The organism is Brevundimonas lenta, assembly GCF_014196335.1.
Classification (GTDB): Bacteria; Pseudomonadota; Alphaproteobacteria; order Caulobacterales; family Caulobacteraceae; genus Brevundimonas; species Brevundimonas lenta.
In genome coordinates this window covers 279,416-300,158 of the sequence record NZ_JACIDM010000003.1, presented here as the reverse complement: position 1 = coordinate 300,158, position 20,743 = coordinate 279,416, and the positions used below count along the sequence as shown (strand labels likewise).

At 69.4% G+C, this 20,743-nt stretch carries 16 protein-coding genes; 12 read left to right on the top strand and 4 right to left on the bottom strand.

Annotated features, from left to right (window positions below):
- The first annotated feature begins 3 nt into the window (after window positions 1–3).
- Window positions 4–930, top strand: coding sequence for an IS1595 family transposase (locus GGR12_RS14715; protein ID WP_221212404.1), 927 nt, complete (start codon window positions 4–6; stop codon window positions 928–930).
- A gap of 156 nt (window positions 931–1,086) precedes the next feature.
- On the opposite strand, the gene GGR12_RS14710 is transcribed toward GGR12_RS14715, so the two are convergent.
- Window positions 1,087–2,019, bottom strand: a complete 933-nt coding sequence (locus tag GGR12_RS14710) for a S1 family serine peptidase (RefSeq protein ID WP_183205244.1) — start codon at window positions 2,017–2,019, stop codon at window positions 1,087–1,089.
- Between the two features lie 167 nt (window positions 2,020–2,186).
- Here GGR12_RS14710 and GGR12_RS14705 point away from each other — a divergent pair, with 167 nt between their 5' ends.
- The 8 genes from GGR12_RS14705 (at window position 2,187) to GGR12_RS14670 (ending at window position 13,160) form a co-directional block, all read left to right on the top strand.
- Entirely contained in the window at window positions 2,187–2,507 is a 321-nt protein-coding gene (locus tag GGR12_RS14705) for a DUF3253 domain-containing protein (protein WP_183205242.1), read from the top strand.
- Window positions 2,491–3,096, top strand: coding sequence for a uracil-DNA glycosylase family protein (locus GGR12_RS14700; RefSeq protein ID WP_183205240.1), 606 nt, complete (start codon window positions 2,491–2,493; stop codon window positions 3,094–3,096). The genes GGR12_RS14705 and GGR12_RS14700 overlap by 17 nt, the downstream gene beginning before the upstream one ends.
- A complete protein-coding gene (locus GGR12_RS14695) occupies window positions 3,093–4,100 on the top strand; it encodes an alpha/beta fold hydrolase (protein ID WP_183205238.1) in 1,008 nt (335 codons plus the stop codon). Before GGR12_RS14700 ends, GGR12_RS14695 begins: the two co-directional genes overlap by 4 nt.
- A gap of 93 nt (window positions 4,101–4,193) precedes the next feature.
- A complete protein-coding gene (locus GGR12_RS14690) occupies window positions 4,194–5,285 on the top strand; it encodes a Glu/Leu/Phe/Val family dehydrogenase (protein WP_183205236.1) in 1,092 nt (363 codons plus the stop codon).
- Between the two features lie 154 nt (window positions 5,286–5,439).
- Complete coding sequence (cckA, locus tag GGR12_RS14685; RefSeq protein ID WP_183205234.1) at window positions 5,440–7,491, top strand: cell cycle histidine kinase CckA; 2,052 nt, start codon at window positions 5,440–5,442, stop codon at window positions 7,489–7,491.
- Window positions 7,492–7,557: 66 nt separating this feature from the next.
- Window positions 7,558–9,396 (top strand): DUF885 domain-containing protein, encoded by a 1,839-nt coding sequence (locus GGR12_RS14680; RefSeq protein ID WP_183205232.1) that lies wholly within the window; start codon window positions 7,558–7,560, stop codon window positions 9,394–9,396.
- 89 nt (window positions 9,397–9,485) lie between these two features.
- Entirely contained in the window at window positions 9,486–11,312 is a 1,827-nt protein-coding gene (locus GGR12_RS14675) for a DUF885 domain-containing protein (protein WP_183205230.1), read from the top strand.
- A gap of 39 nt (window positions 11,313–11,351) precedes the next feature.
- Window positions 11,352–13,160 (top strand): DUF885 domain-containing protein, encoded by a 1,809-nt coding sequence (locus GGR12_RS14670; RefSeq protein WP_183205228.1) that lies wholly within the window; start codon window positions 11,352–11,354, stop codon window positions 13,158–13,160.
- A 150-nt stretch (window positions 13,161–13,310) separates the two neighbouring features.
- Here GGR12_RS14670 and GGR12_RS14665 read toward each other — a convergent pair whose 3' ends face one another.
- Window positions 13,311–14,225 carry a LysR substrate-binding domain-containing protein gene (locus GGR12_RS14665; protein WP_183205226.1) on the bottom strand — a complete coding sequence of 305 codons (915 nt, stop codon included), beginning with the start codon at window positions 14,223–14,225 and terminating at the stop codon, window positions 13,311–13,313.
- 458 nt (window positions 14,226–14,683) lie between these two features.
- Here GGR12_RS14665 and GGR12_RS14660 point away from each other — a divergent pair, with 458 nt between their 5' ends.
- Window positions 14,684–16,522 carry a DUF885 domain-containing protein gene (locus GGR12_RS14660; protein ID WP_183205225.1) on the top strand — a complete coding sequence of 613 codons (1,839 nt, stop codon included), beginning with the start codon at window positions 14,684–14,686 and terminating at the stop codon, window positions 16,520–16,522.
- Here the strand turns inward: GGR12_RS14660 and GGR12_RS14655 are convergent.
- Window positions 16,519–17,433, bottom strand: a complete 915-nt coding sequence (locus GGR12_RS14655; RefSeq protein WP_183205223.1) for an FAD-dependent oxidoreductase — start codon at window positions 17,431–17,433, stop codon at window positions 16,519–16,521. The two genes, GGR12_RS14660 and GGR12_RS14655, sit on opposite strands and share 4 nt — an antisense overlap.
- Entirely contained in the window at window positions 17,426–18,562 is a 1,137-nt protein-coding gene (locus GGR12_RS14650; protein WP_183205221.1) for a DUF1176 domain-containing protein, read from the bottom strand. Before GGR12_RS14650 ends, GGR12_RS14655 begins: the two co-directional genes overlap by 8 nt.
- A gap of 161 nt (window positions 18,563–18,723) precedes the next feature.
- On the opposite strand from GGR12_RS14650, the gene GGR12_RS14645 reads away from it, so the two are divergent.
- Window positions 18,724–19,938 carry an NADP-dependent isocitrate dehydrogenase gene (locus GGR12_RS14645; protein WP_183205219.1) on the top strand — a complete coding sequence of 405 codons (1,215 nt, stop codon included), beginning with the start codon at window positions 18,724–18,726 and terminating at the stop codon, window positions 19,936–19,938.
- A gap of 138 nt (window positions 19,939–20,076) precedes the next feature.
- Window positions 20,077–20,667, top strand: coding sequence for a DUF2939 domain-containing protein (locus GGR12_RS14640; protein ID WP_183205217.1), 591 nt, complete (start codon window positions 20,077–20,079; stop codon window positions 20,665–20,667).
- Window positions 20,668–20,743 lie beyond the last annotated feature (76 nt).

Below are 20,743 nucleotides of genomic sequence, written 5' to 3'. Positions count from 1 at the left end.
CCCGTGTTCAAGACCTTCGCCACCCTTCCCCAGATGTTCGCAGCCTTCCCGACCGAGCAATCTGCGATCGATCACCTGACGGCCATCCGTTGGGCGAGTGGCAAGTTCTGCCCGCTCTGCGGCAACGCGGACGAGAAGAAGATCGGCACGTTGACCGGGACGAACACCCACAAGTGCTACTCCTGCCGCAAGCGTTTCTCGATCAAGGTCGGCACGATCTTTCAGGACACGAAGCTTCCGCTCCGCACTTGGTTCGCCGCGATCTGGATGATCACGAACCACCCCAAGGGCATCGCCTCGACGACGCTCGCAAGCGATCTGGGCATCACCCAGAAGACCGCGTGGTTCGTCCTGCACCGCCTCCGTCACGCCGCCCGTACCGACAGCTTCAACGCGCCGCTCTCGGGTGAGGTCGAGGTCGATGAGACGTTCGTCGGCGGCAAGGAGTCGAACAAGCACGCCGCCAAAAAGGACAGCACCCAGAAGGGTCACGGCATCGAGCGCAAGACCATTGTCATGGGCCTTGTTGAGCGCGGCGGTGAAGTCCGCGCCGGGGTGATCGACAACGCCCGCTCGGGCACCCTGCGCCACATCGTCGGCCAGAACGTTGCCAAGGGCTCCAAGGTCTATACCGACGAGTGGGGCGGCTATAACGACCTCCGCCACGACTACGACCACCAGCGCGTTTCCCACCGCAAGGGTGAGTACGTCCGGGGCGATGTGACCACGAATGCCGTCGAGAGCATCTGGGCGCTGTTCAAGCGTCAGTACATCGGCACCCACCATTGGATTTCGCCGAAGCACATGGACGCCTATCTTAACGAGATGACGTACCGCCTGAACCGCCGCGCGCTGGACAAGGGTGCGCGCGTGAACGCCCTTCTGGCTCAGATCGAAGGCCCCATGCCCTACAAGGCGCTTGTCGCATGAACGACAATCCGAAACCTGAAGCCCCCCTCGCGCTGGACATTGATTTCGGAGAGGCGTTGGCCCGCTTTGCCCAAACGAAGCCTGAAGAAGTAGAGCCGGCCCCCGGACAGACAAAGAAGCGCGCCCGTCCAACGCCTGCTCGAACGGAAGACGGAGCTACTCGGGCGTAGCGTCCGGCACGGCGGCCTTCTGGATAGCGTCGAGGAGCATTTGGCGCTGCGCCTTGACGGGCTCTGTTTCGAGCAATTCGAGCAGGCGGGAGGTCGGCACGACCACGCCTAATCCAAGCGGAACGCGGACCTCCCGGCCTTGATCTACGGACAGCACCTCATCCGTTTGGGCGTCCCACGATCCGCTCCAGATGCCCAGCAGTGACACGTCGCAACTTGGCGCGCTTAGCCCCGCCACGTTGCCCCGAGAGAACCCCGCTTCCGGTCCCTTGCCCTCGACCACAAGCCTGTCGGCGATGATGTTTATGGTGGGCCTGATTAGCACCGGCGAACCGCTGAGCCCCCTGAGGTTGGTCGCCTCGACCAAGTATGCGCGAGTCTGGGCATTACCTGCACCGCGCCAGTTTCTCAGTGGGATCAGCTCATCGCTCGGCATCGCTGCGATTGAACCCCGATGAACAATGGGGAGGCTCCGTTGCTGACCCTGGAGCAGCCGGAATAGCCCTACGGCGTAGCAGGTATCGCCGGGGCCAACGTCGTGCCGCGCAAGGTCGGCATCAGAGAGCAGCAGCGACTCCGCGACGCTCAGGTGATCCCACCCACCTTCGCGAAAGCGGTAGGGGAAGCAGAGAACGGCAACATCAACGCTGGGGTCCGGGTGCAGGAACCATTTGTCCATTCCGTCCACGGTGGGGTCGAAGTGGATTATCCCAGCCCCGCCATCCAGCTTGTTCAGCCTCATTTGGAATGGGTCGTCCGCAAAGCCGACCGCGACGTGCGCCGCCGTGACCAGATAAGTCAGGACCCCATAACGAACGAAGAAGCCGGTCGCCTCAGCTCTAAAGCTTGCGCTGTCGGTCGGGTCGGCGAGGTGGCCCAGAAACACGACGCTGCGGCGGGCATCCTCGGTAAGTCGCATAATCGGTGGCTCGAAAGCGAAGCTTGGGCGGTTGCGCCGACCGAGGGTTAGCATCTGCCGCTAGCCCCGGCGAGGTCGCGCAATTGTGCGCTTGCGAAGAACATTTGGGTCAACCTTGTATATAGGTCCCCCTTCTTCTTGCTCCCGCAATGCAGCATATAGGCGCGATGAGCGACCCCATCGAAACAGCCATCTTCGAAAAACTGGCCAAGGCCGACCCAAAGAGTGTCGGCGGCAAGAGCATCGAACCCTCCGACGTGGCCAAGGAGCTGCAGCCCGAGCAGTGGCAGCGCATGCTGCCCAAGGTGAAGGCGGTCGCCCTCGGCCTGATGCGCCAGGGCAAGCTGACCATCACCAAGAAGGGCAAGGCGGTCGATCCGAACAGCTTCAAGGGCGTCATCCGCCTGCGGCTGCCGACCGAGGCCGAGACCGCCGCGGCGCTGGCGGCCCTGCCGCCCGTCGTCGAGGACGATGACGACTTCGCCTGACGCCTCGGGCCTCGACGAGGTCCTCGCCGACATCCGCGCCTGTCGGGTCTGCCTCGGACAGCTGCCGCATACGCCGCGTCCGGTGGTCCGGGTCTTCCCCGAGACCCGACTGCTGATCTGCGGCCAGGCGCCGGGCCGCCGCGTGCACGAGAGCGGCCTGCCGTTCACCGATCCGTCCGGCGACCGCCTGCGCGACTGGCTGGGCGTCGACTACGAGACCTTCTACGCCGACCGCCGCATCGGCGTGGCCGCCCAGGCCTTCTGCTATCCGGGCACCGCGCCCAAGGGCGGCGACTATCCGCCGCCGAAACGCTGCGCCGAGCTGTGGCGCCCGCAACTGCTGGCCGAGCTGCCCGACGTCGAACTGACCCTGCTGGTCGGCGGCTACGCCCAGACCTGGGCGCTGGGCGACCGCGCGAAGGCCAATATGACCGAGACCGTCCGGGCCTGGCGCGAGTACGGCCCGTCGATCCTGCCGCTGCCGCACCCCTCCTGGCGCAACACCGCCTGGCTGCGAAGGAACCCCTGGTTCGAAGCGGAGGTGCTGCCCTCGCTTCGCCAAAGGGTGCGTGGCATCCTTTCCACATGATCCGCGCGCTCGCCGCTCTTGCCCTGACTCTGGCGCTCGCCGCCTGCGCCACGCCTGCGGTTCAGCCGCCGATGCATCCCCCGTCCGGGTTCCCCGGCCCCGCGCTGGAGACGGCGACTCTCCTGATGGACGACGGCGCCCGCCTGCCGCTGGCCCGCTGGGGCCCGGACAGCGGCGAGCCATGGGCCGTCATCGTCGCCCTGCACGGCATGAACGACAGCCGCGCCTCCTTCCGCCTCGCCGGTCCCTGGTGGGCCGAGCACGGCATCGAGACCTGGGCGATCGACCAGCGCGGCTTCGGCGCGGCGCCCGGCCGCGGCGTCTGGGCCGGCGAGGCGCGCATGACCGACGACCTGCGCACCGCCGTCGCCCTGGCCCGCGCCCGCTATCCGCGCGCTCTTATCGCCGTCGCGGGCGAGAGCATGGGCGGGGCTGTGACCGTCGCCGCCTTCGGCTCTGACCGGCCGCCCGACGCCGACCGCGTCATCCTGCTGGCGCCCGCGGTCTGGGGCTGGACCGCGCAGGGGCCGGTGAACAGCGCCGGCCTGTGGCTGACGGCGCGGACGATGGGCGCGCGGGCGGTCGATACGCCCGAATGGGCCATCCGCGCCCACCCGGCCTCGAGCAACCGGCTGGAGCTGTTCCGCAATGGCCGCGACCCCAACAGCCTGATCACCACCCGCTTCGACGCCCTCTACGGCCTGGTCGATCTGATGGAGAGCGCGTCCCTGCATCTGGGCGACATGCGCGCGCCGACCCTGCTGCTCTACGGGGCCAACGACAATGTCATCCAGAAGGGGCCGATGCGGCTGGCGCTGGAACGGGCGGGCGACCGTCCCGGCTTCCGCACGGCCTGGTATCCGGACGGCTGGCACATCCTCAATCGCGACCTGCAGGCCGAGGTCGTCTACCGCGACGTCGAGGCCTGGCTGCGCAATGCCGACGCGCCTCTGCCGTCCGGGGCGGGACCGGTTCTCCCGGCCCTGAAGGCTGGCGCACGCTGACGCTGACGTGAAACCGCCATGCTTGCGGTGTTAGACGTCGGAGCGTAGTAGCCCGCCAACAAAAAATTTCCCCGGGAGGCCCGAACTATGGGCATGACGCTGTTTGATTCCCCGTCCTTCGCGAACCACGAAGGCGTCCACGCGGTCTTTGATGAAAAGACCGGTCTGCGTGCGATTATCGCTGTTCACTCGACCGCCCGCGGTCCGGCGGTGGGTGGAACGCGGATGTGGAACTACGGCTCGTCGGCCGAGGCGCTGGAAGATGTCCTGCGTCTGTCGAAGGGCATGAGCTACAAGAATGCGGTCGCCGACCTCGAAATGGGCGGCGGCAAGTCGGTCATCATCGGCGACAGCCGCACCCAGAAGACCCCTGAGCTGTTCCACGCCTTCGGCAAGGCCGTCGACACCCTGGGCGGCATCTATTACGCGGCCGAAGACGTCGGCGTGTCGGTCGCCGACATCGCTGAAGCCCGCAAAGTCACCCCGTACGTGCTGGGCCTGTCGGACGGTCCGGAAGCCTCGGGCGATCCGTCGCCGGTCACCGCCGAGGGCGTCTTCCGCTCGACCCTGACCGTCGCCCGCCGCCTGTGGAAGCAGGACGACCTGACCGGCCTGACCATCGCGCTTCAGGGCATCGGCCACGTCGGCGGCTACCTCGCCGACAAGCTGCACGCCGCCGGCGCCAAGCTGGTCATGACCGACGTCAACACCGCCCTGCTGTCGGAAGTCGCCGCCCGCACCGGCGCCGAGATCGTCGCCCCGGACGCCATCTATGACGTCAAGGCCGACATCTACGCCCCGTGCGCCCTCGGCGCGACGCTGAACCCGCAGACGCTGGACCGCCTGACGGTCAAGGCCGTGGTCGGCGCCGCCAACAACCAGCTGGCCACCCCGGACATCGGCCACAAGCTGTTCGAGCGCGGCGTGCTGTACGCCCCCGACTACGTCGTCAACGGCGGCGGCATCATCAACGTCGCCTCGGAAATGAAGGCCCGTCAGACCGGCGGCGCCTACGATCCGCAGTGGGTCGAAGGCAAGCTGTCGCGCCTGATGGAAACCCTGGAAGAGGTCCTCGACCGCTCGGCCGCCGAAAAGCGCCCGACCCACGAGATCGCCGACGCCATCGCCGAGGCCCGCATCAACGCGGCCCGCGGCCACAAGCCGGATCACCGCAAGGCGGCCTGATCGCCCGCGCCCGCTTCCGGCGGGCGAGGCTCCGTACGAATGAGGGGCGCGCCGGTTTCCGGTGCGCCCCTTGTCCTGTCCGGCGCCGGATTCGCCCCCGGGCCGCTTCCGGACCATCATCACCGCTGCCCTGTTTGATTCGGGCCGAGGCGCCATGACCGCACCCAAACGCCGCACCTTCGATCCGCTGCTGCTCGTGATGGCGGTGGGCTTCGTCGTGGCGGTGGGGGCGCTGGCCTATCCGGCCTTCCGCGCCGATCCCATGAGCGCGCCCGGCCTGATCCTGATCTTCACCGTCGGCGCCGTGGCCCTGATCGGCCTGTTCGCCTTCGCCCGCGGCGAAAGCCGCAAGCCGGCGGCCGACGACGCCATCGACCTGCTGGACGCCATGTCCGAGCCCGCGGCCCTGGTCTGGGCCACGGGCCAGGTGCTGGCCTTCAACGCCGCCTGGACCGAGGCCGGCGGCGCCACCACCGCCCTTCCGCCCGCCCGCTCCGGCGGCAAGAGCGGCTCGGCCCTCTACATGGCCTTCGCCCAGGCCCGCGCCGGCGAGCAGGGTCGCGCCATCGTCCTGATCGGCGACCGCGAGCTGGAAGTCCTGCTCGGCCGGGCCGGGGAGGGACGTTTCCTCATCCGCGCCGCGCCCGAGGCTGTCCTGCCGGTCGCCGCCGCCGCCGCGGACCGCCCGCCCGCCATGTCCAACGGCCCCGAAAGCCGGGCCATGGCCGCCGGCGCCCCGTTCGGCTCAGCCGTCCTGCAGGCCGACGATCTGTTCGCCGGCAAGGTCGAGGAGGCCAACGCCGCCCTCGCCCTGCTGACCGGTCCCGCCGCCGCCCGCGACGCCGCCTTCGGCCATCTGTTCGAGCCCGGCGGCGTGCAGGAAGCGCGCGCCAAACTGATGGCCGGTTCGTCCGGTCCGATCGAACTGGTCGCCCGCGCCTACCCGGACCGCATGCTGCACCTCTACGTCGCCCCGGAAGCCGGCAAATGCCGCATCTGGCTGTTCGACGTCTCGGCCCAGAAGTCGATGGAGCTGCAGCTTTCGCAGGCCCAGAAGATGCAGGCCGTGGGCCAGCTGGCCGGCGGCGTGGCGCACGACTTCAACAACCTGCTGACCGCCATCCAGCTGCAGCTCTCGGGCCTGCTGGAGCGTCACCCGGTCGGCGATCCCTCCTATGAGGGCCTCAACGAAATCCGCCAGACCGCCATCCGCGCCGCCGACCTGGTGCGCAAGCTGCTGGCTTTCTCGCGCAAATCGACGGTCCGCCGCGAACGCCTCGACCTCGGTGAACTGGTCGGCGAGTTCGCCGTCCTGCTGCGCCGTCTGCTGCGCGAGGACGTCCGGCTGGAGACCGACTACGGCCGGGACCTGCCGGTGGTGCTGGCCGACAAGAGCCAGCTCGAGACCGCCGTCATGAACCTGGCCGTCAACGCCCGCGACGCCATGCGCGGCGTGGTCGAGCCCGGCGCCGGCGTGGTCACCATCAAGACCCGCCGCCTGACCGCCGACCAGGCTCGCCAGATGGGCTGGACCACCCCCTCCAGCGACGCCGTCGCCCTGATCGAGGTCTCGGACACCGGCCCCGGCGTGCCGCCCGAAATCCTCGACAAGATCTTTGAACCCTTCTTCACCACCAAGGCGGTCAACGAGGGCACGGGCATGGGCCTGGCCACCGTTTACGGCATCGTCGAACAGGCCGGCGGCCACATCAACGTCGCCAACCTGGACGGCGCCGGCGCCGCCTTCCGCATCTTCCTGCCCGAGGCCGCCGAGGCCGACCTGGCCGAGACCCCGGTCATCGAGAAGGTGGTCAAGGCGCCGCGCGACCTGTCGGGCGCCGGCCGTATCCTGTTCGTCGAGGACGAGGCCGCCGTGCGCGGCATCGCCGCCCGCCTGCTGCGCCAGCGCGGCTACGAAGTGATCGAGGCCGCCGACGGCGAGGAGGCGCTGGAGCTGGCCGAGCTGCACGCCGGGACCATCGACATGATGATCTCCGACGTCATCATGCCGGGCCTCGACGGCCCGTCCCTGCTCAAGAAGGCCCGTCCGTTCCTCGGCGACGCGCCGGTGATGTTCATCTCGGGCTATGCCGAGAGCGACTTCTCCGACCTGCTGCAGGACGAGGTCGGCGTCTCCTTCCTGCCCAAGCCGCTGGACATCAAGACCCTCGCCGAACGGGTGAAGCAGGAGCTTCACGCAGCCTGACGCATCGGTAACTTGTCAGTCCGGGTCCGGCGCGCTCCACTGACGCTTCCCTATCCGGAGACTCCCATGCTCGATCGCCGCCGCTTCCTGCTGACCACCGCAGCCGCCGCAGGGGCCGCCGTCGCAGCACCGGCGTTCGCCGGCGCCGCCGTCCAGTCCGAGGGCGGCGCGAAGGTCACCGCCCTGCTCGACAAGATGATGCAGGAGTTCCTGGCCCAGTCGCCCGAGTTCATGACCACGCTCGGCCTCGACACCGGCCCGAACGCCGCAGTCCGCTCGAAGCTGGACGACCGCTCCCAGGCCTTCACGGACCGCACCTTCGCCGCCTTCCGCGGCTATGGACAGGAACTGGACGCCATCGACCGCAACGCCCTGACAGGCATGGACGCGGTCAACTACGACACCACCCGTTTCGTCGTCGAGGCGGCGGCCCTGGCCGACACCTTCGACTACGGCGTTCAGGCCCCGGTCGGCGGCGCCAATCCCTATGTCGTCAGCCAGCTGAACGGCAGCTACAGCGGCATCCCGCAGTTCCTCGACACCCAACACCAGATCCGCTCGGCCGATGACGCGGAGACCTATCTGGATCGCCTGACGGCCTTCGCCGAGGTGCTGGACGTCGAGACCGACCGCGTCCGCCACGACTTCGCCGCCGGCGCCACGCCGCCCGACTTCATCCTCAAGCGCACCGGCGAGCAGTTCGCCGCCGCCCTGGGCGTCGATCCGGCCCGCTCGGGCATGACGCAGTCGCTGTCCCGCCGCGCCGCCGAAGCCAACCTGCCCGGCGACTGGGCCGCCCGCGCCGAGGCCATCGTCCGCGATGCCGTCTATCCGGCCATGCAGCGCCAGGCCGATGTCATCGCCGGCGCGCTTCCGGGCGCGACCTCGGACGCCGGCTGCTGGCGCCTGCCGGACGGCGAGGCCTACTATCGCTACGGCGTGCTGACCTACACGACCACCGACATGAGCGGCGACGAGATCCACGAGGTCGGCCTGGCCCAGGTCGCCGAGCTCAGCGCCCGCGCCGACGCCATCCTGAAGGCCCAGGGGCTGACCCAGGGCACGGTCGGCGAGCGCATCGCCGCCGTCGCCCGCCGCCCCGATCAGATCTATCCCAACACCGACGAGGGCAAGGCGCAGCTGATCGCCGACCTCAACGGCCAGATGGCCCGCATGCAGCAGCGTCTGCCCGAGGTCTTCGGCACCCTGCCGCGCGCGACCGTCGAAATCCGCCGCGTGCCGGTCGAGATCGAGGCCGGCGCCCCGGGCGGCAGCTACCAGCTGCCTTCGCTGGATGGCTCGCGCCCCGGCGCCTACTACATCAACCTGCGCGACACGGCCGAGACGCCGCGCTTCACCCTGCCGACCCTGACCTATCACGAGGCCAGCCCGGGCCATCACTTCCAGATCGCCCGCGCGCTGGAGGCCGAAGGCATCCCCCTGCTGCGCAAGATGCCTCTGTTCTCGGGCTACACCGAGGGCTGGGCGCTGTACGCCGAACAGCTGGCCGACGAGATGGACGTCTACGCCGACGATCCGCTGGGCCAGCTGGGCTACCTGCAGTCCTTCATGTTCCGCGCCACCCGCCTGGTCGCCGACTCCGGCCTGCACCACAAGCGTTGGACCCGCGAACAGGCCGTTCGCTACATGGTCGACACCCTCGGCGACGCGGAGTCGACCTTGACCACCGAGGTCGAGCGCTACTGCGTCTGGCCGGGCCAGGCCTGCAGCTACAAGCTGGGCCACACCGTCTGGGACCGCACCCGCACGAAGGCGAAAGCCACGCTCGGCGACCGCTTCGACATCCGCGGCTTCCACGACACGGCTCTGGAGGCGGGCGCCATCCCGCTGGCGGTGCTGGAGAAGCTGGTCGACGACTGGGCCGCGGGCCTCAAACAGGCCTGACCCGGACGGGGCCGAGGCTGTCCACACCCTCTCTTGCCAGCGGGCGCGCGGCGCCCTCCTGTACCGCTCCTTAACTTCGGGAGCGCCCCATGCTGGATCGTCGCAGTTTCCTCGTCACCGCCGCCGTCGCCGGGGCCCTCGCGGGACCGGGCCGGGCCCTGGCCCGTTCGCAGGCGACCGGCGAGGCTGCGAAGCTGAACGCCGTGCTGGAGGCCATGTTCGCGGCGGCGCTGGCGGAGTCGGCCATGCTCGCCACCTACCTCGGCGTCGACAAGGGCGAGAACGCCGCCGCCAAGAGCAAGCTGGACATGCAGTCCGATGAGGACCGCGCCCGCAACGAGGCCATGTACCGCGGGTTCCAGACCCGGCTGAAGGGGATCGACCGCAACGCCCTGCACGGCATGGACCGCGTCAACCTCGACGCCGTCCTGTTCACCCTCGACACCAGCGTCATGGGCATCGACACCTTCGACTACGGCGACGACGGCCAGCCGAACCCCTATCGCGTCAGCCAGCTGACCGGCTCGTACCAGTCCATCCCCGACTTCCTCGACACGATGCATTCCATCGACACCGCCGAGGACGCCGAGGCCTATCTGTCGCGTCTGGAGGCCTTCGCCACCCTGCTGGATCAGGAAACCGCGCTCGTTCAGGCCGACTTCGCCAAGGGCATCGTGCCGCCCGACTTCATCATCGAGCGCGCTCTGGTGCAGATGAACGCCGTCCTGGCCGTGCCGCCCGCGGAATCCGGCCTCAGCACCTCGGTCGCCCGTCGCACCGCCGAGAAGAACATCGCCGGCGACTGGGCCGCCCGCGCCACCGCCATCACCACCGACAAGGTCTATCCGGCCCTGCGCCGTCAGGCCGCGGTGTTCGAGGCCGCCCAGCCGGGCGCCGTGCATGACGCCGGCGTGGCCCGTCTGCCGAACGGCGCGGCCTACTACGCCTGGGGCATTCGCAACTACACCACCACCAACCTGACCGGCGACGAGGTCCACGAGCTGGGTCTGCGCCAGGTCGCCGAGATCAGCGCGCGCGCCGACGAGATACTGAAGGCCGAGGGTCGGACCGAGGGTTCGGTGGGCGCCCGTATCGGCGCGATCGGCAAGGAGCCGCAGTTCGTCTGGCCGAATACGCCCGAGGGCAAACGCGACCTGCTGGAAAGCCTCAACGCCCAGGTCCGCGCCATGCAGGCCCGCCTGCCGGAGAAGTTCGGCAAGCTGCCCCGCTCCACCGTCGAAATCCGCGCCGTGCCGGAAGCCATCCAGGCGGGCGCGCCGGGCGGCTACTATCAGGGGCCGTCGCTGGATGGCTCGCGGCCGGGCGCCTACTACATCAACCTTCGCGACACGGCCGAATGGCCCAAGTGGTCGCTGCCGACCCTGACCTATCACGAGGCCATTCCGGGCCACCATTTCCAGGGCTCGCTTCAGATCGAGGCCGAAGGCATTCCCATGATCCGCAAGGTCATCGGTTTCTCGGCTTTCTCGGAAGGCTGGGCCCTGTATTCGGAACAGCTGGCCGACGAGATGGGCGTCTATGACGGCGATCCGTGGGGCCGCCTCGGCTACCTGCAGTCGCTGCTGTTCCGCGCCGTGCGCCTGGTCGTCGACTCGGGCCTCCACCACAAGGGCTGGAGCCGCGAACAGGCGATCCGCTACATGGTCGACACCCTCGGCGACCAGGAGAGCAGCGTCACCACCGAGGTCGAGCGCTACTGCGTCTGGCCGGGTCAGGCCTCCAGCTACAAGATCGGCCATACCGAATGGGTGCGCCTGCGCGAGGAAGCCCAGGCCGCGCTGGGCGACCGCTTCGACATCAAGGCCTTCCACGACACCGCCCTGGCGTCGGGCGACATGCCGCTGGAAGCCCTCAAGTCAGTGGTCGTCGAATGGGTCCAGACCCAAAAGGCCTGACCTCCCAAATCTGAAGTCCCTGGTTCCGGAGTTGCGTGAATGATCGACCGTCGCCGCCTGCTTGTCACCGCCGCCGCGGGGGCCGGTCTCGCCGCCTCCGGAGCCGCCTTCGCCGCGCCGCGCAACGCGGACGCCGAACTGGACGCCATGCTCCAGGCCTGGTTCGACCAGGACGTCGACCGGTCTCCCGAACAGGCCACCAACCTCGGCCTCGACCGCGGCGCCCGCGCCGGTCTGTCGTCGCAGCTCAGCGACCGCAGCGAGTCCGCCTGGCGTGACGAGCGCGCCCGCGCCGCCGAGCGCTGGCGCGTCTTCCAGGCCTTCGGCGGCACGGATGGCCTGTCGGAGGCCGGCAAGGTCAACCACGCCGTCGCCGCCTTCCGCACCGAAACCGCCGCCACAGGCGCGCAGTTCGACTACGGCTCGACCCTCGGCGGCGGCCGCATGGGGCCGTATCTCGTCAGTCAGCTGAACGGCGCCTATTTCACCGTGCCGGACTTCCTCGACACCCAGCACCGGGTCGAGGACCGCGATGGTGCCGAGGCCTTCCTCGCCCGCCTGTCCGCCTTCGCCCCGTCGCTGGACGCCGAGACGCAGCGCATCCAGGCCGACGCCGGCAAGGGCGTCATCCCGCCCGACTTCGTCCTCGACCTGACCACCGGCCAGCTCAACGCCCTCGCGCGTCAGACGCCCGCCGACATGGCCATGGTCCGCACGCTCGAGCGTAAGGCCGCGGCGCTCGGCCTGTCCGGCTACGGCGACCGCGCCGCCCGCATCGTCGAGGCTGACGTCAAACCCGCCCTGGCCCGCCAGATCGCCGCCTTCGAGACGTTGCGCCCGAAGGCCGTCCACGACGCCGGGGTCACCCGCCGCCTGCCGGACGGCGAGGCCTTCTACGCTCACGCCCTGAAGAACTGGACCACCACCACCCTGACGGCCGAGGAGATCCACGCCATCGGTCTGGAGCAGGTCGCCGCCATCAGCGCCGAGATCGATACGATCCTGAAGGCCCAGGGCATGACCCAGGGCACGGTCGGCGAACGCGTCGACGCCCTCAACAAGGACCCGGCGCAGCTCTGGCCCGAGACCGAGGAGGGCAAGGCTGAGTTGATCGCCTCGCTGAACCGCCAGGTCGCCGCCCTGCAGCCGCGCCTGCCGCAGGTCTTCGGTCGTCTGCCGACCGCCCCCGTCGAGGTCCGCCGCGTCCCGCCCGCCATCGAGGCCGGCGCGCCGGGTGGCTACTATCAGGGCCCGCCGCTGGATGGCTCGCGGCCGGGCGCCTACTACATCAACCTGCGTGAGACGGCGAACTGGCCGAAATTCTCGCTGCCGACCCTGACCTATCACGAGGCCACGCCGGGCCATCACCTGCAGGTCGCCCTGCAGCGCGAGACCGCGACCCTGCCGCAGTACCGCCGCGCCAACGGCTTCTCGGCCTACAACGAAGGCTGGGCCCTCTATGCCGAGGCCGTCGCCGCCGACGACCTGCACGTCTATGAGAACGACCCGCTGGGCCGCGTCGGCTTCCTGCTGTCCTACCTGTTCCGCGCCGTCCGCCTGGTGGTCGACACCGGCATGCACGCGAAGGGCTGGAGCCGCGAACAGGCGGTCGCCTACATGGTCGCCTCGGGCGCCAAGCCGGTCGGCGCCGCCAACAGCGAGATCAACCGCTACGCCTCGATGCCGGGCCAGGCCTGCGCCTACAAGGTCGGCCACACCGTCATCGCCCGCCTGCGCGCCGAACAGAACGCCAAACCCGGCTTCGACCTCCGCGCCTTCCACGACAAGGTGCTGGTCAACGGCTCGGTGCCGCTGGCGGTGCTGGAGCAACTGATCCGCGAAGGGTGATCCCGCCCCATCAACCGCTCATCCCCGCGAAAGCGGGGACCCAGTGCTTTGGATGATCGGTGCAGGCCGGGCGCGCGCCAGCCGCTGTCCTGAAGCGCCGGCATTCCTGTGAAAGAACTGGGTCCCCGCTTTCGCGGGGATGAGCGGAGATCAGGTCTCCGCCCGCGCCTCCACGATCGCCGGGTCCGCGTCGGTCTGCGCCACCAGCCAGTCGCGGAAGCGCTTGATCTTGGGCGAGCGCCGCCGGCCCTCCGGCCAGACCAGATAGTAGCCGGTGTGGAACGACACCGTTTGCCGGAACGGGCGCACCAGCATGCCCGCCGCGATCTCGCGCGCGAACAGGATGGGGGAGGCGAGGGCCACGCCCTGGTCGCCCAGCGCCGCCGCCACCTCCAGCACCTGGTAGTCGGCGGTCAGCTTCGTCGCCGGGTGTCCGCCGCCGGTCAGGCCGGCCGCGGCGAACCATGCGGCCCACTCCTTCTCCATGCCGATGCGCGGCGCCTGCAGCAGGTCGCGGGGCTCCTTCAGGTTCAGCCGCTGCGCCATCGCCGGGCTGCACAGAGGCGTGAACACGCTCGGCATCAACAACTGGCTCTCCATCCCCGGCCAGTCGCCGTGGCCCGAGCGGATGCCGACGTCGAAGCCCTCGCGCGACAGGTCCAGCAGGTTGGGATTGGTGTCCAGCCGCACGGCCAGGCCGGGGTTCGCCACCTGGAAGGCGCCCAGCCGCGGCGCCATCCACTGCGTCGCCAGGGTCGCCAGGGTGGTGATCGACAGGATGTGCTCGTCCGCCTCGGTCAGGTCGCTGACCGCGCGACGCAGCAGGGTCATGGCCTCGGTCGCCGCGCGCGACAGCCGCTCGCCGGCCTCGGTCGGCTGCACCTCGCGGGGCAGGCGGCGGAACAGGCTCTGGCCCAGCCGGCCCTCCAGCGCCTTGATCTGCCAGCTGACCGCGGCCTGGGTCATGCCCAGTTCCTCGGCCGCGCGCGTGAAGCTTTTCAGCCGCGCGGCCGCCTCGAACACGCGGATGGAGGCGAGGGGAATGCCTGCAAGGGGATCAGCCATAAGCGAACCTTATGTTGAGGGTCCGCAATCTGGTTTGTTCCTCCGCCCTGTCAAGCCGATATTCGCAACAACGGTAACGCAGGCCAGAGGAGGCCCAGATGGAAGAGATGCATCGTACCCATAAGGAACTCACATGGGGTTGGGCGGCCCTGCTCGACGACTGGCGCAAGAGTCGCACGCGCCAACGCGTTCGTCGCACCCGCACGGTGGTGACACCGTGGAGCACGCATTCGCCCAACGGCTGGTCCGCCTGATCCTCCCCGATCCGGTCCTCCGCAGGCGAACGTCCCTTCCCCCGCAGTGACCGTCGACCCGCCACCGGGGTCGTGGCCCGAACGCCGGAGCCTCCTGCTCCCGGCGTTCGGGCCGATTTTTATCCCGTATCGAACGCCTGCCGTCCGCTTGTCAGGGGACGGCGCGCGCGCAAAGGTGCGCGCCTTGGTTCCGGGGTAAGTTAAATGATCGATCGTCGTCGCCTGCTGGCGTCCGCCGCAGGCGGGCTGAGCCTTGTCGCTCTTCCCGCCTTCGCCCGCGTTCCCGTGCAGAACAGCGCCGCCCGCATCCAGGCCCGCGCGCTCTACGACACGATCTTCGAAGCCACCCTGCAGGCGTCGCCCGTCAACGCCACCGGCCTCGGCCTCGACGTCGGCGCGCACGCGGACCTGAAGTCCCGCATCGACAGCCGCGCCTACGCCGACCGTCTGAACATGTTCAAGCCGATGGCCGCGGCCCGCCCGGCCCTGGCCGCCGTCGACGCCTCCGGCCTCGCCGGCCGCGATCGCTCGGACTACGACACCGTGGTCTGGATGGCGGATCGCGCAGCCGAGATCGACGCCTTCCCGTTCGGCGGCGTCGACAGTTACGGCTACCCCTGTCCCTACGTCGTCAGCCAGCTGACCGGTCTCTACCAGTCGGTGCCCGACTTCCTCGACAGCCAGCACACCGTCGCCAACGTGGCCGACGCCGAGGCCTACCTCTCGCGCCTCGAAAGCTTCGCGGAAGGCATGAACCACGAGACCGCGCGGGTGGCGAAGGACGCCGACGAGCACGGCCTCGTCCCGCCCGACTTCATCATCGACAAGACCCTGGTCCAGCTCCGCGCCCTGCGCGCCCAGTCGGGCGAAAGCGCCGGCCTGGTCCAGTCGCTGGTCAAGAAGACGGCTGAAGCCGGGGTCCAGGGTGACTGGGGCAAGCGCGCCGCCGCCCTCGTCGATGGTCCGGTCGCCGCCGCCCTGGACGCCCAGATCGCGCAAATGGAGCGCCTGCGCCCGCTGGCCTCGCACGACGCCGGCATCGGCACGCGCCCGAACGGCGTGGCCTATTACGACCTCTGCCTGCGCTTCCAGACCTCGACCGGCCTGTCGCCGCAGCAGGCCCACCAGGTCGGCCTCGACCAGGTGGCGCAGATCGAGGCCCTGGCCGATCCGCTGCTGCGCCAGCGCGGCTACACCGAGGGATCGGTCGGCGCGCGTCTCACCGCCTTCGGCAAGGATCCGCAGTACCTCTATCCGAACACGGACGATGGTCGGAACGCCCTTCTGGCCGACCTCAACCACCAGGTCGCCGCCATCGAGGCGCGCCTTCCCGACGTCTTCGAACGCCTGCCGCGCGCCCGCGTCGAGGTTCGTCGCGTGCCGGTGTCGATCGAGCTGGGCGCCCCGCGCGGCTATGCGCAAAGCCCGTCGCTGGATGGCTCGCGGCCGGGCGCCTACTACATCAACCTGGTCGACACGGCGATCTGGCCCAAATGGGCCCTGCCGACCCTGACCTATCACGAGAGCCTGCCGGGCCATCACCTGCAGGGCGCCCTGGCGCTGGAGGCGACGGACACCCCCTTGCTGCTCAAGTCGCTGGGCTTCAACGCCTATGGCGAAGGCTGGGGCCTCTACGCCGAACAGCTCGCCGAGGAGGTCGGCATGTACGACGACTTCACCGAAGGCCGTCTCGGCTATCACCAGTCGTTCCTGTACCGCGCCGCCCGCATCGTCATCGACACCGGCATCCACTCGATGGGCTGGAGCCGCGAACAGGCCATCCGGTACATGGTCGACACCGTCGGCCTGGCCCCCGGCGCCGCCGAGAGCGAGATCGAACGCTATTGCGTCTGGCCGGGCCAGGCCTGCGGCTACAAGATCGGCCACACCGAGATCGACCGCCTGCGCACCGTCGCGAAGGAGCGCACCGGCGACCGCTTCGATATCAAGAGCTTCCACTCGGCCATTCTCGACGGCGGCGCCATGCCGCTGGAGGTGCTGGGCCGCGTGGTCGATCAGTGGACCGCGGCGCGCCTGGCCTAGGCCTGGATCTCCGCCGTCTGCCCATCCGCCTCGCGCAGGCAGTTGTGGATCGCCGTCGCCGCCACCGCGGCCTCGGCGCCCGCCACCGCGATCTGGTTCAGGCCGCGCACCACGTCTCCGGCGGCGTAGAGGCGTTTCACGCTGGTTTCCTGCCGGGCGTCCACGAACAGCCGCCCGTCCTCGCCCGTCCGCGCGCCCAGCCCCTCCGCGAGGTTGGCGTTGGGTGAGGTCCCCAGCGCGGAATAGACCAGGTCGAAGGTGCGGAAGCTTCCGGCCCAGCTCAGCGCCGTGACCCGGTCGCCCTCCAGTTCGACATTATCGATCGGCGCGCAGATCAGTTCGATGCCCAGCCGGCGCAGCTCCTCCCGACCCTCCAGCACCCCGGGCGGCCCGATATGGATCAGCGTCACCCGTTCCGAATAGGTTCGCAGGAAGGCGGCCTCACGCACCCCCTTGTCGTCGTCGCCGATCACCGCCACGGCCTTGTCGATGGCCTCGTAGCCGTCGCAGATCGGACAGATGCGCACCAGCGCCCGCTCGATCGCCCGCTCCACCCCCGGCAGGTCCGGATGGTGGTCCGTTACCCCGGTCGCCAGCAGCACCGCCCGCGCCCGCACCTCGCGCCCGTTCAGCGTCGCGACGAAACCGTCGCCATCCCGGGCCAGCCCCTCGACCAGCCCGCCCTCGATCACCGCGCCATATTCCTCCGCCTGCTCGGTCATCCGCCGCAGGATGGCGTCGCCGGTGATCCCTTGCGGAAACCCCGGCATGTTGTGGCTGAGCGGGATCCAGCACGCCCGCGGCGCCCCCCCGTCAGCCACCAGCACGCTCCGCCGGAACCGCGCCAGATAGGTCGCCGCCGTCAGCCCGGCGGGCCCCGCGCCGATGATCAGGACTTCGGGATCAGCCACGCGTGCGCCACGTCGTCGGCCACTGATCGGGCGGCATCCCCTGGCAGTCGCCCATGGTGCGCTCCTCGGTCAGGGCGAAGCCGTTCGCGGTCCACGTCCAGACGGTGATCGTGCCGCAATCGCCGAGGCCGCGGCCGCGGGGGAAGATGATCAGGGTCCGGGTCTGCGGGTAATAGACCGGATTGACCAGCCACAGGTCGGTCTCGCCCGGCCGGCCCTGCGGCCGCCAGGTCGGCAGGTCGGCCGGTCGCACCCCCGTGCCGTCCGGCCGCGCCAGATACAGGACATAGGTGGCGTTATAGGCGCCGCTGCCGCAGGGGACGCCCCACAGCACCGTGGCGGCGTCCAGGCGCGCCGCCAGCACCGCCTTGTCGAGATACTCGTTGTTCTCCGCCCGGCACGCCTTCACCTCGACCCGCGCCTCGATATCGACGGGCACGACCAGTCCGCGCGGCTCGTCCTCCATCGGATTGGAAGCGCCTTCGAAGCCGGTCTGGGCGATCGCCGGCGCGGGCCGCACCACCGGCACGGCCGGGGCCGCCGGCACGGCGCTCGCGGGCCGGTCGCCGCGACGCAGCAGGGCGGTGGTCGTGCCCAGCCGCCCCTGCCGCTCGTCGATCCACAACAGGGCCGCCGAGGCGCCGGAGGCGGGCAGGGCGATGCTCCGGTCGTCCAGCTCCAGCGAGACCGAGCGCGCCCCCGCCAGGGCCGCCAGCAGCCCCCGGGCCCGCGCCTCGGACGCATCGGCGTTGGCGGCGTCCTGCGGACCGCCGGTCAGGGCGAAGTCCCGTCCGTCGATCTTCAGGCGCATTTTCGCCGGATCGGATCCCTGGAAACCTTCGCTGGCGACAACCGTGGGGCGGGCGTTGGGTCCGGCCTCCATGCCGACGCGAAGCCAGCCGCCTTCGTCCGATCCCGTGTAAGCCACGCAGGCGTTTCCGTTGTCGCAGACGGCGCGCCAGTCCCTGAATTCCCGCACCTCAGGCTGCACCCCCGCCGCAGCCACGGCCGCTGCGGTAGCGCTCGCCGCGCTCGCCGGAGCCGCCGCTCCGGTCGCCTTTTCCGTCGCCGCGCCGTCGCCGCACGCCGCCATGGTCGCTGCGACCGCCAGTACACCGAGCAAGCGCATTGTTCGTCCCCCCAAAGTCCCGTTTCCCGATCCTGGCGCCTTTTTCGCCCGGTGACAGCGGCTCGGGCCGTCGATCGGTTCCCGCCCTTTGCGTGTGCGACCCACGCTCGCTATACCCCCGGCCACACTCCTTCCCACTCAGACACACACAGAGAGAGCGCATGGCCAGGATCAAGGTCGCCAACCCCATCGTGGACATCGACGGCGACGAGATGACCCGGATCATCTGGCAGATGATCAAGGACAAGCTGGTCTTCCCGTACCTGGACTTGGAACTCGACTACTACGACCTGTCGATCGAGAACCGCGACGCGACCGAGGACAAGGTCACCGTCGACGCCGCCCACGCCATCCAGAAGCACGGCGTCGGCGTGAAATGCGCCACCATCACGCCGGACGAAGCCCGCGTTGAGGAGTTCGGCCTCAAGAAGATGTGGAAGTCGCCGAACGGCACCATCCGCAACATCCTCGGCGGCGTCGTCTTCCGCGAGCCGATCATCTGCTCGAACGTGCCGCGCCTGGTGCCCGGCTGGACCCAGCCGATCGTCGTCGGCCGTCACGCCTTCGGCGACCAGTACAAGGCCACGGACTTCAAGGTCCCCGGTCCGGGCAAGCTGACGATCAAATTCCAGGGCGCCGACGGCGAAGTCATCGAGCACGAGGTCTTCGACTTCCCCTCGGCCGGTGTGGCCATGGGCATGTACAACCTCGATGACTCGATCACCGAGTTCGCCCGCGCCTCGTTCGCCTTCGGCCTGCAGCGCAACTTCCCGGTCTATCTGTCGACCAAGAACACCATCCTCAAGGCCTACGACGGCCGGTTCAAGGACATCTTCCAGGACGTCTTCGACAAGGAATTCGCGGCCGAGTTCAAGGCCAAGGGCCTGACCTACGAGCACCGCCTGATCGACGACATGGTGGCCGCGGCCATCAAGTGGTCGGGCGGCTTCGTCTGGGCGTGCAAGAACTACGACGGCGACGTGCAGTCGGACGTCGTCGCCCAGGGCTTCGGCTCGCTGGGCCTGATGACCTCGGTCCTGATGACCCCGGACGGCAAGGTGCTGGAATCGGAAGCCGCCCACGGCACCGTGACGCGCCACTACCGCCAGCATCAGAAGGGCGAGGCCACCTCGACCAACTCGATCGCCTCGATCTTCGCCTGGACGCGCGGCTTCTCGCACCGCGCCAAGCTGGACGGCAACGCCGAGCTGGCCACTTTCGCCGCCACGCTGGAGAAGGTCGTCGTCGACACCGTCGAGGCCGGCTACATGACCAAGGACCTCGCGCTCCTGGTCGGCGACCAGCAGGGCTGGCTGACCACCGAGGGCTTCCTCGACAAGGTCGCCGAGAACCTGAACAAGGCCATGGCTGCCTGATCATGGCCTAGCCAGGCTGCAGGGTCGACGACCGCAGCCAAACAAAAATGAGGGCCCGTCCGACTCGCGTCGGGCGGGCCCTGTCTTTTCCGCTCGCCGGTTCCGTGCATTGATAACGACGGTTAACGGGAGGCGGCCGTGAAGATCATCGGAAAACTGTTGCTGGCGGCGATCGTCCTGGCGGCGATCAGCTTCTTCCTGGCGCCCGGCGTCGCCTTCTTCGCCATCCGTTCCGCGGCCGACGCCAATGACGCGGCGGCCCTGGCGCGGCTGGTCGACTATCCGGCCGTCCGGCAATCCCTGCGGCCGCAGCTGACCGGCAACCCGGCCTCGCAAAGCCCGCCGCCCTCCTTCCTCGAGGATCCCATCGGCGCCGTGCGCCGGCAGTTCGAGCAGGGCCCGATGCTGGGGCCGGATCCCAACGTCTATCTGACCCCCGCCGCCATCGGGGCCCTGACGCGGGGCGAGGGGCGCTACGCCTCCCAGCGCACCGCCGCGGCGGTCGACGCCCACAACCCCATCCCGACGCCGGTCTTCTGGAGCATCAACCGCGCCCGCATGCAGGTCCGCGACGAGGGCGGTTCCGAGACCATATTCACCTTCGAACGCACCGGACCGTTCGACTGGCGACTGGTCCACATCGGCCTGCCCGACGGCGCCGCGCCCGCCGTCGCTCCGGCCGTTCCGCCGGTTCCGCGCGTCATGAAGAGCGGCAAGACCGGCGGCTGATCCACCGCCGCCTCTGGTCGCATGGCTCGACTCGCGGCAACCGTGACCGTGGGGAGGCGTTTACGACGCCAGTGGG

Bases quoted from the DNA above. Each gene is read 5' to 3' on its own strand.
- GGR12_RS14705 (WP_183205242.1), top strand. From the start codon at position 2,187: ATGAGCGACCCCATCGAAACAGCCATCTTCGAAAAACTGGCCAAGGCC.
- GGR12_RS14665 (WP_183205226.1), bottom strand. From the start codon at position 14,225: ATGGCTGATCCCCTTGCAGGCATTCCCCTCGCCTCCATCCGCGTGTTC.
- GGR12_RS14670 (WP_183205228.1), top strand. From the start codon at position 11,352: ATGATCGACCGTCGCCGCCTGCTTGTCACCGCCGCCGCGGGGGCCGGT.
- GGR12_RS14650 (WP_183205221.1), bottom strand. From the start codon at position 18,562: ATGCGCTTGCTCGGTGTACTGGCGGTCGCAGCGACCATGGCGGCGTGC.
- GGR12_RS14680 (WP_183205232.1), top strand. From the start codon at position 7,558: ATGCTCGATCGCCGCCGCTTCCTGCTGACCACCGCAGCCGCCGCAGGG.
- GGR12_RS14710 (WP_183205244.1), bottom strand. From the start codon at position 2,019: ATGCGACTTACCGAGGATGCCCGCCGCAGCGTCGTGTTTCTGGGCCAC.
- GGR12_RS14695 (WP_183205238.1), top strand. From the start codon at position 3,093: ATGATCCGCGCGCTCGCCGCTCTTGCCCTGACTCTGGCGCTCGCCGCC.
- GGR12_RS14690 (WP_183205236.1), top strand. From the start codon at position 4,194: ATGACGCTGTTTGATTCCCCGTCCTTCGCGAACCACGAAGGCGTCCAC.
- GGR12_RS14700 (WP_183205240.1), top strand. From the start codon at position 2,491: ATGACGACTTCGCCTGACGCCTCGGGCCTCGACGAGGTCCTCGCCGAC.
- GGR12_RS14660 (WP_183205225.1), top strand. From the start codon at position 14,684: ATGATCGATCGTCGTCGCCTGCTGGCGTCCGCCGCAGGCGGGCTGAGC.
- GGR12_RS14645 (WP_183205219.1), top strand. From the start codon at position 18,724: ATGGCCAGGATCAAGGTCGCCAACCCCATCGTGGACATCGACGGCGAC.
- cckA (WP_183205234.1), top strand. From the start codon at position 5,440: ATGACCGCACCCAAACGCCGCACCTTCGATCCGCTGCTGCTCGTGATG.
- GGR12_RS14675 (WP_183205230.1), top strand. From the start codon at position 9,486: ATGCTGGATCGTCGCAGTTTCCTCGTCACCGCCGCCGTCGCCGGGGCC.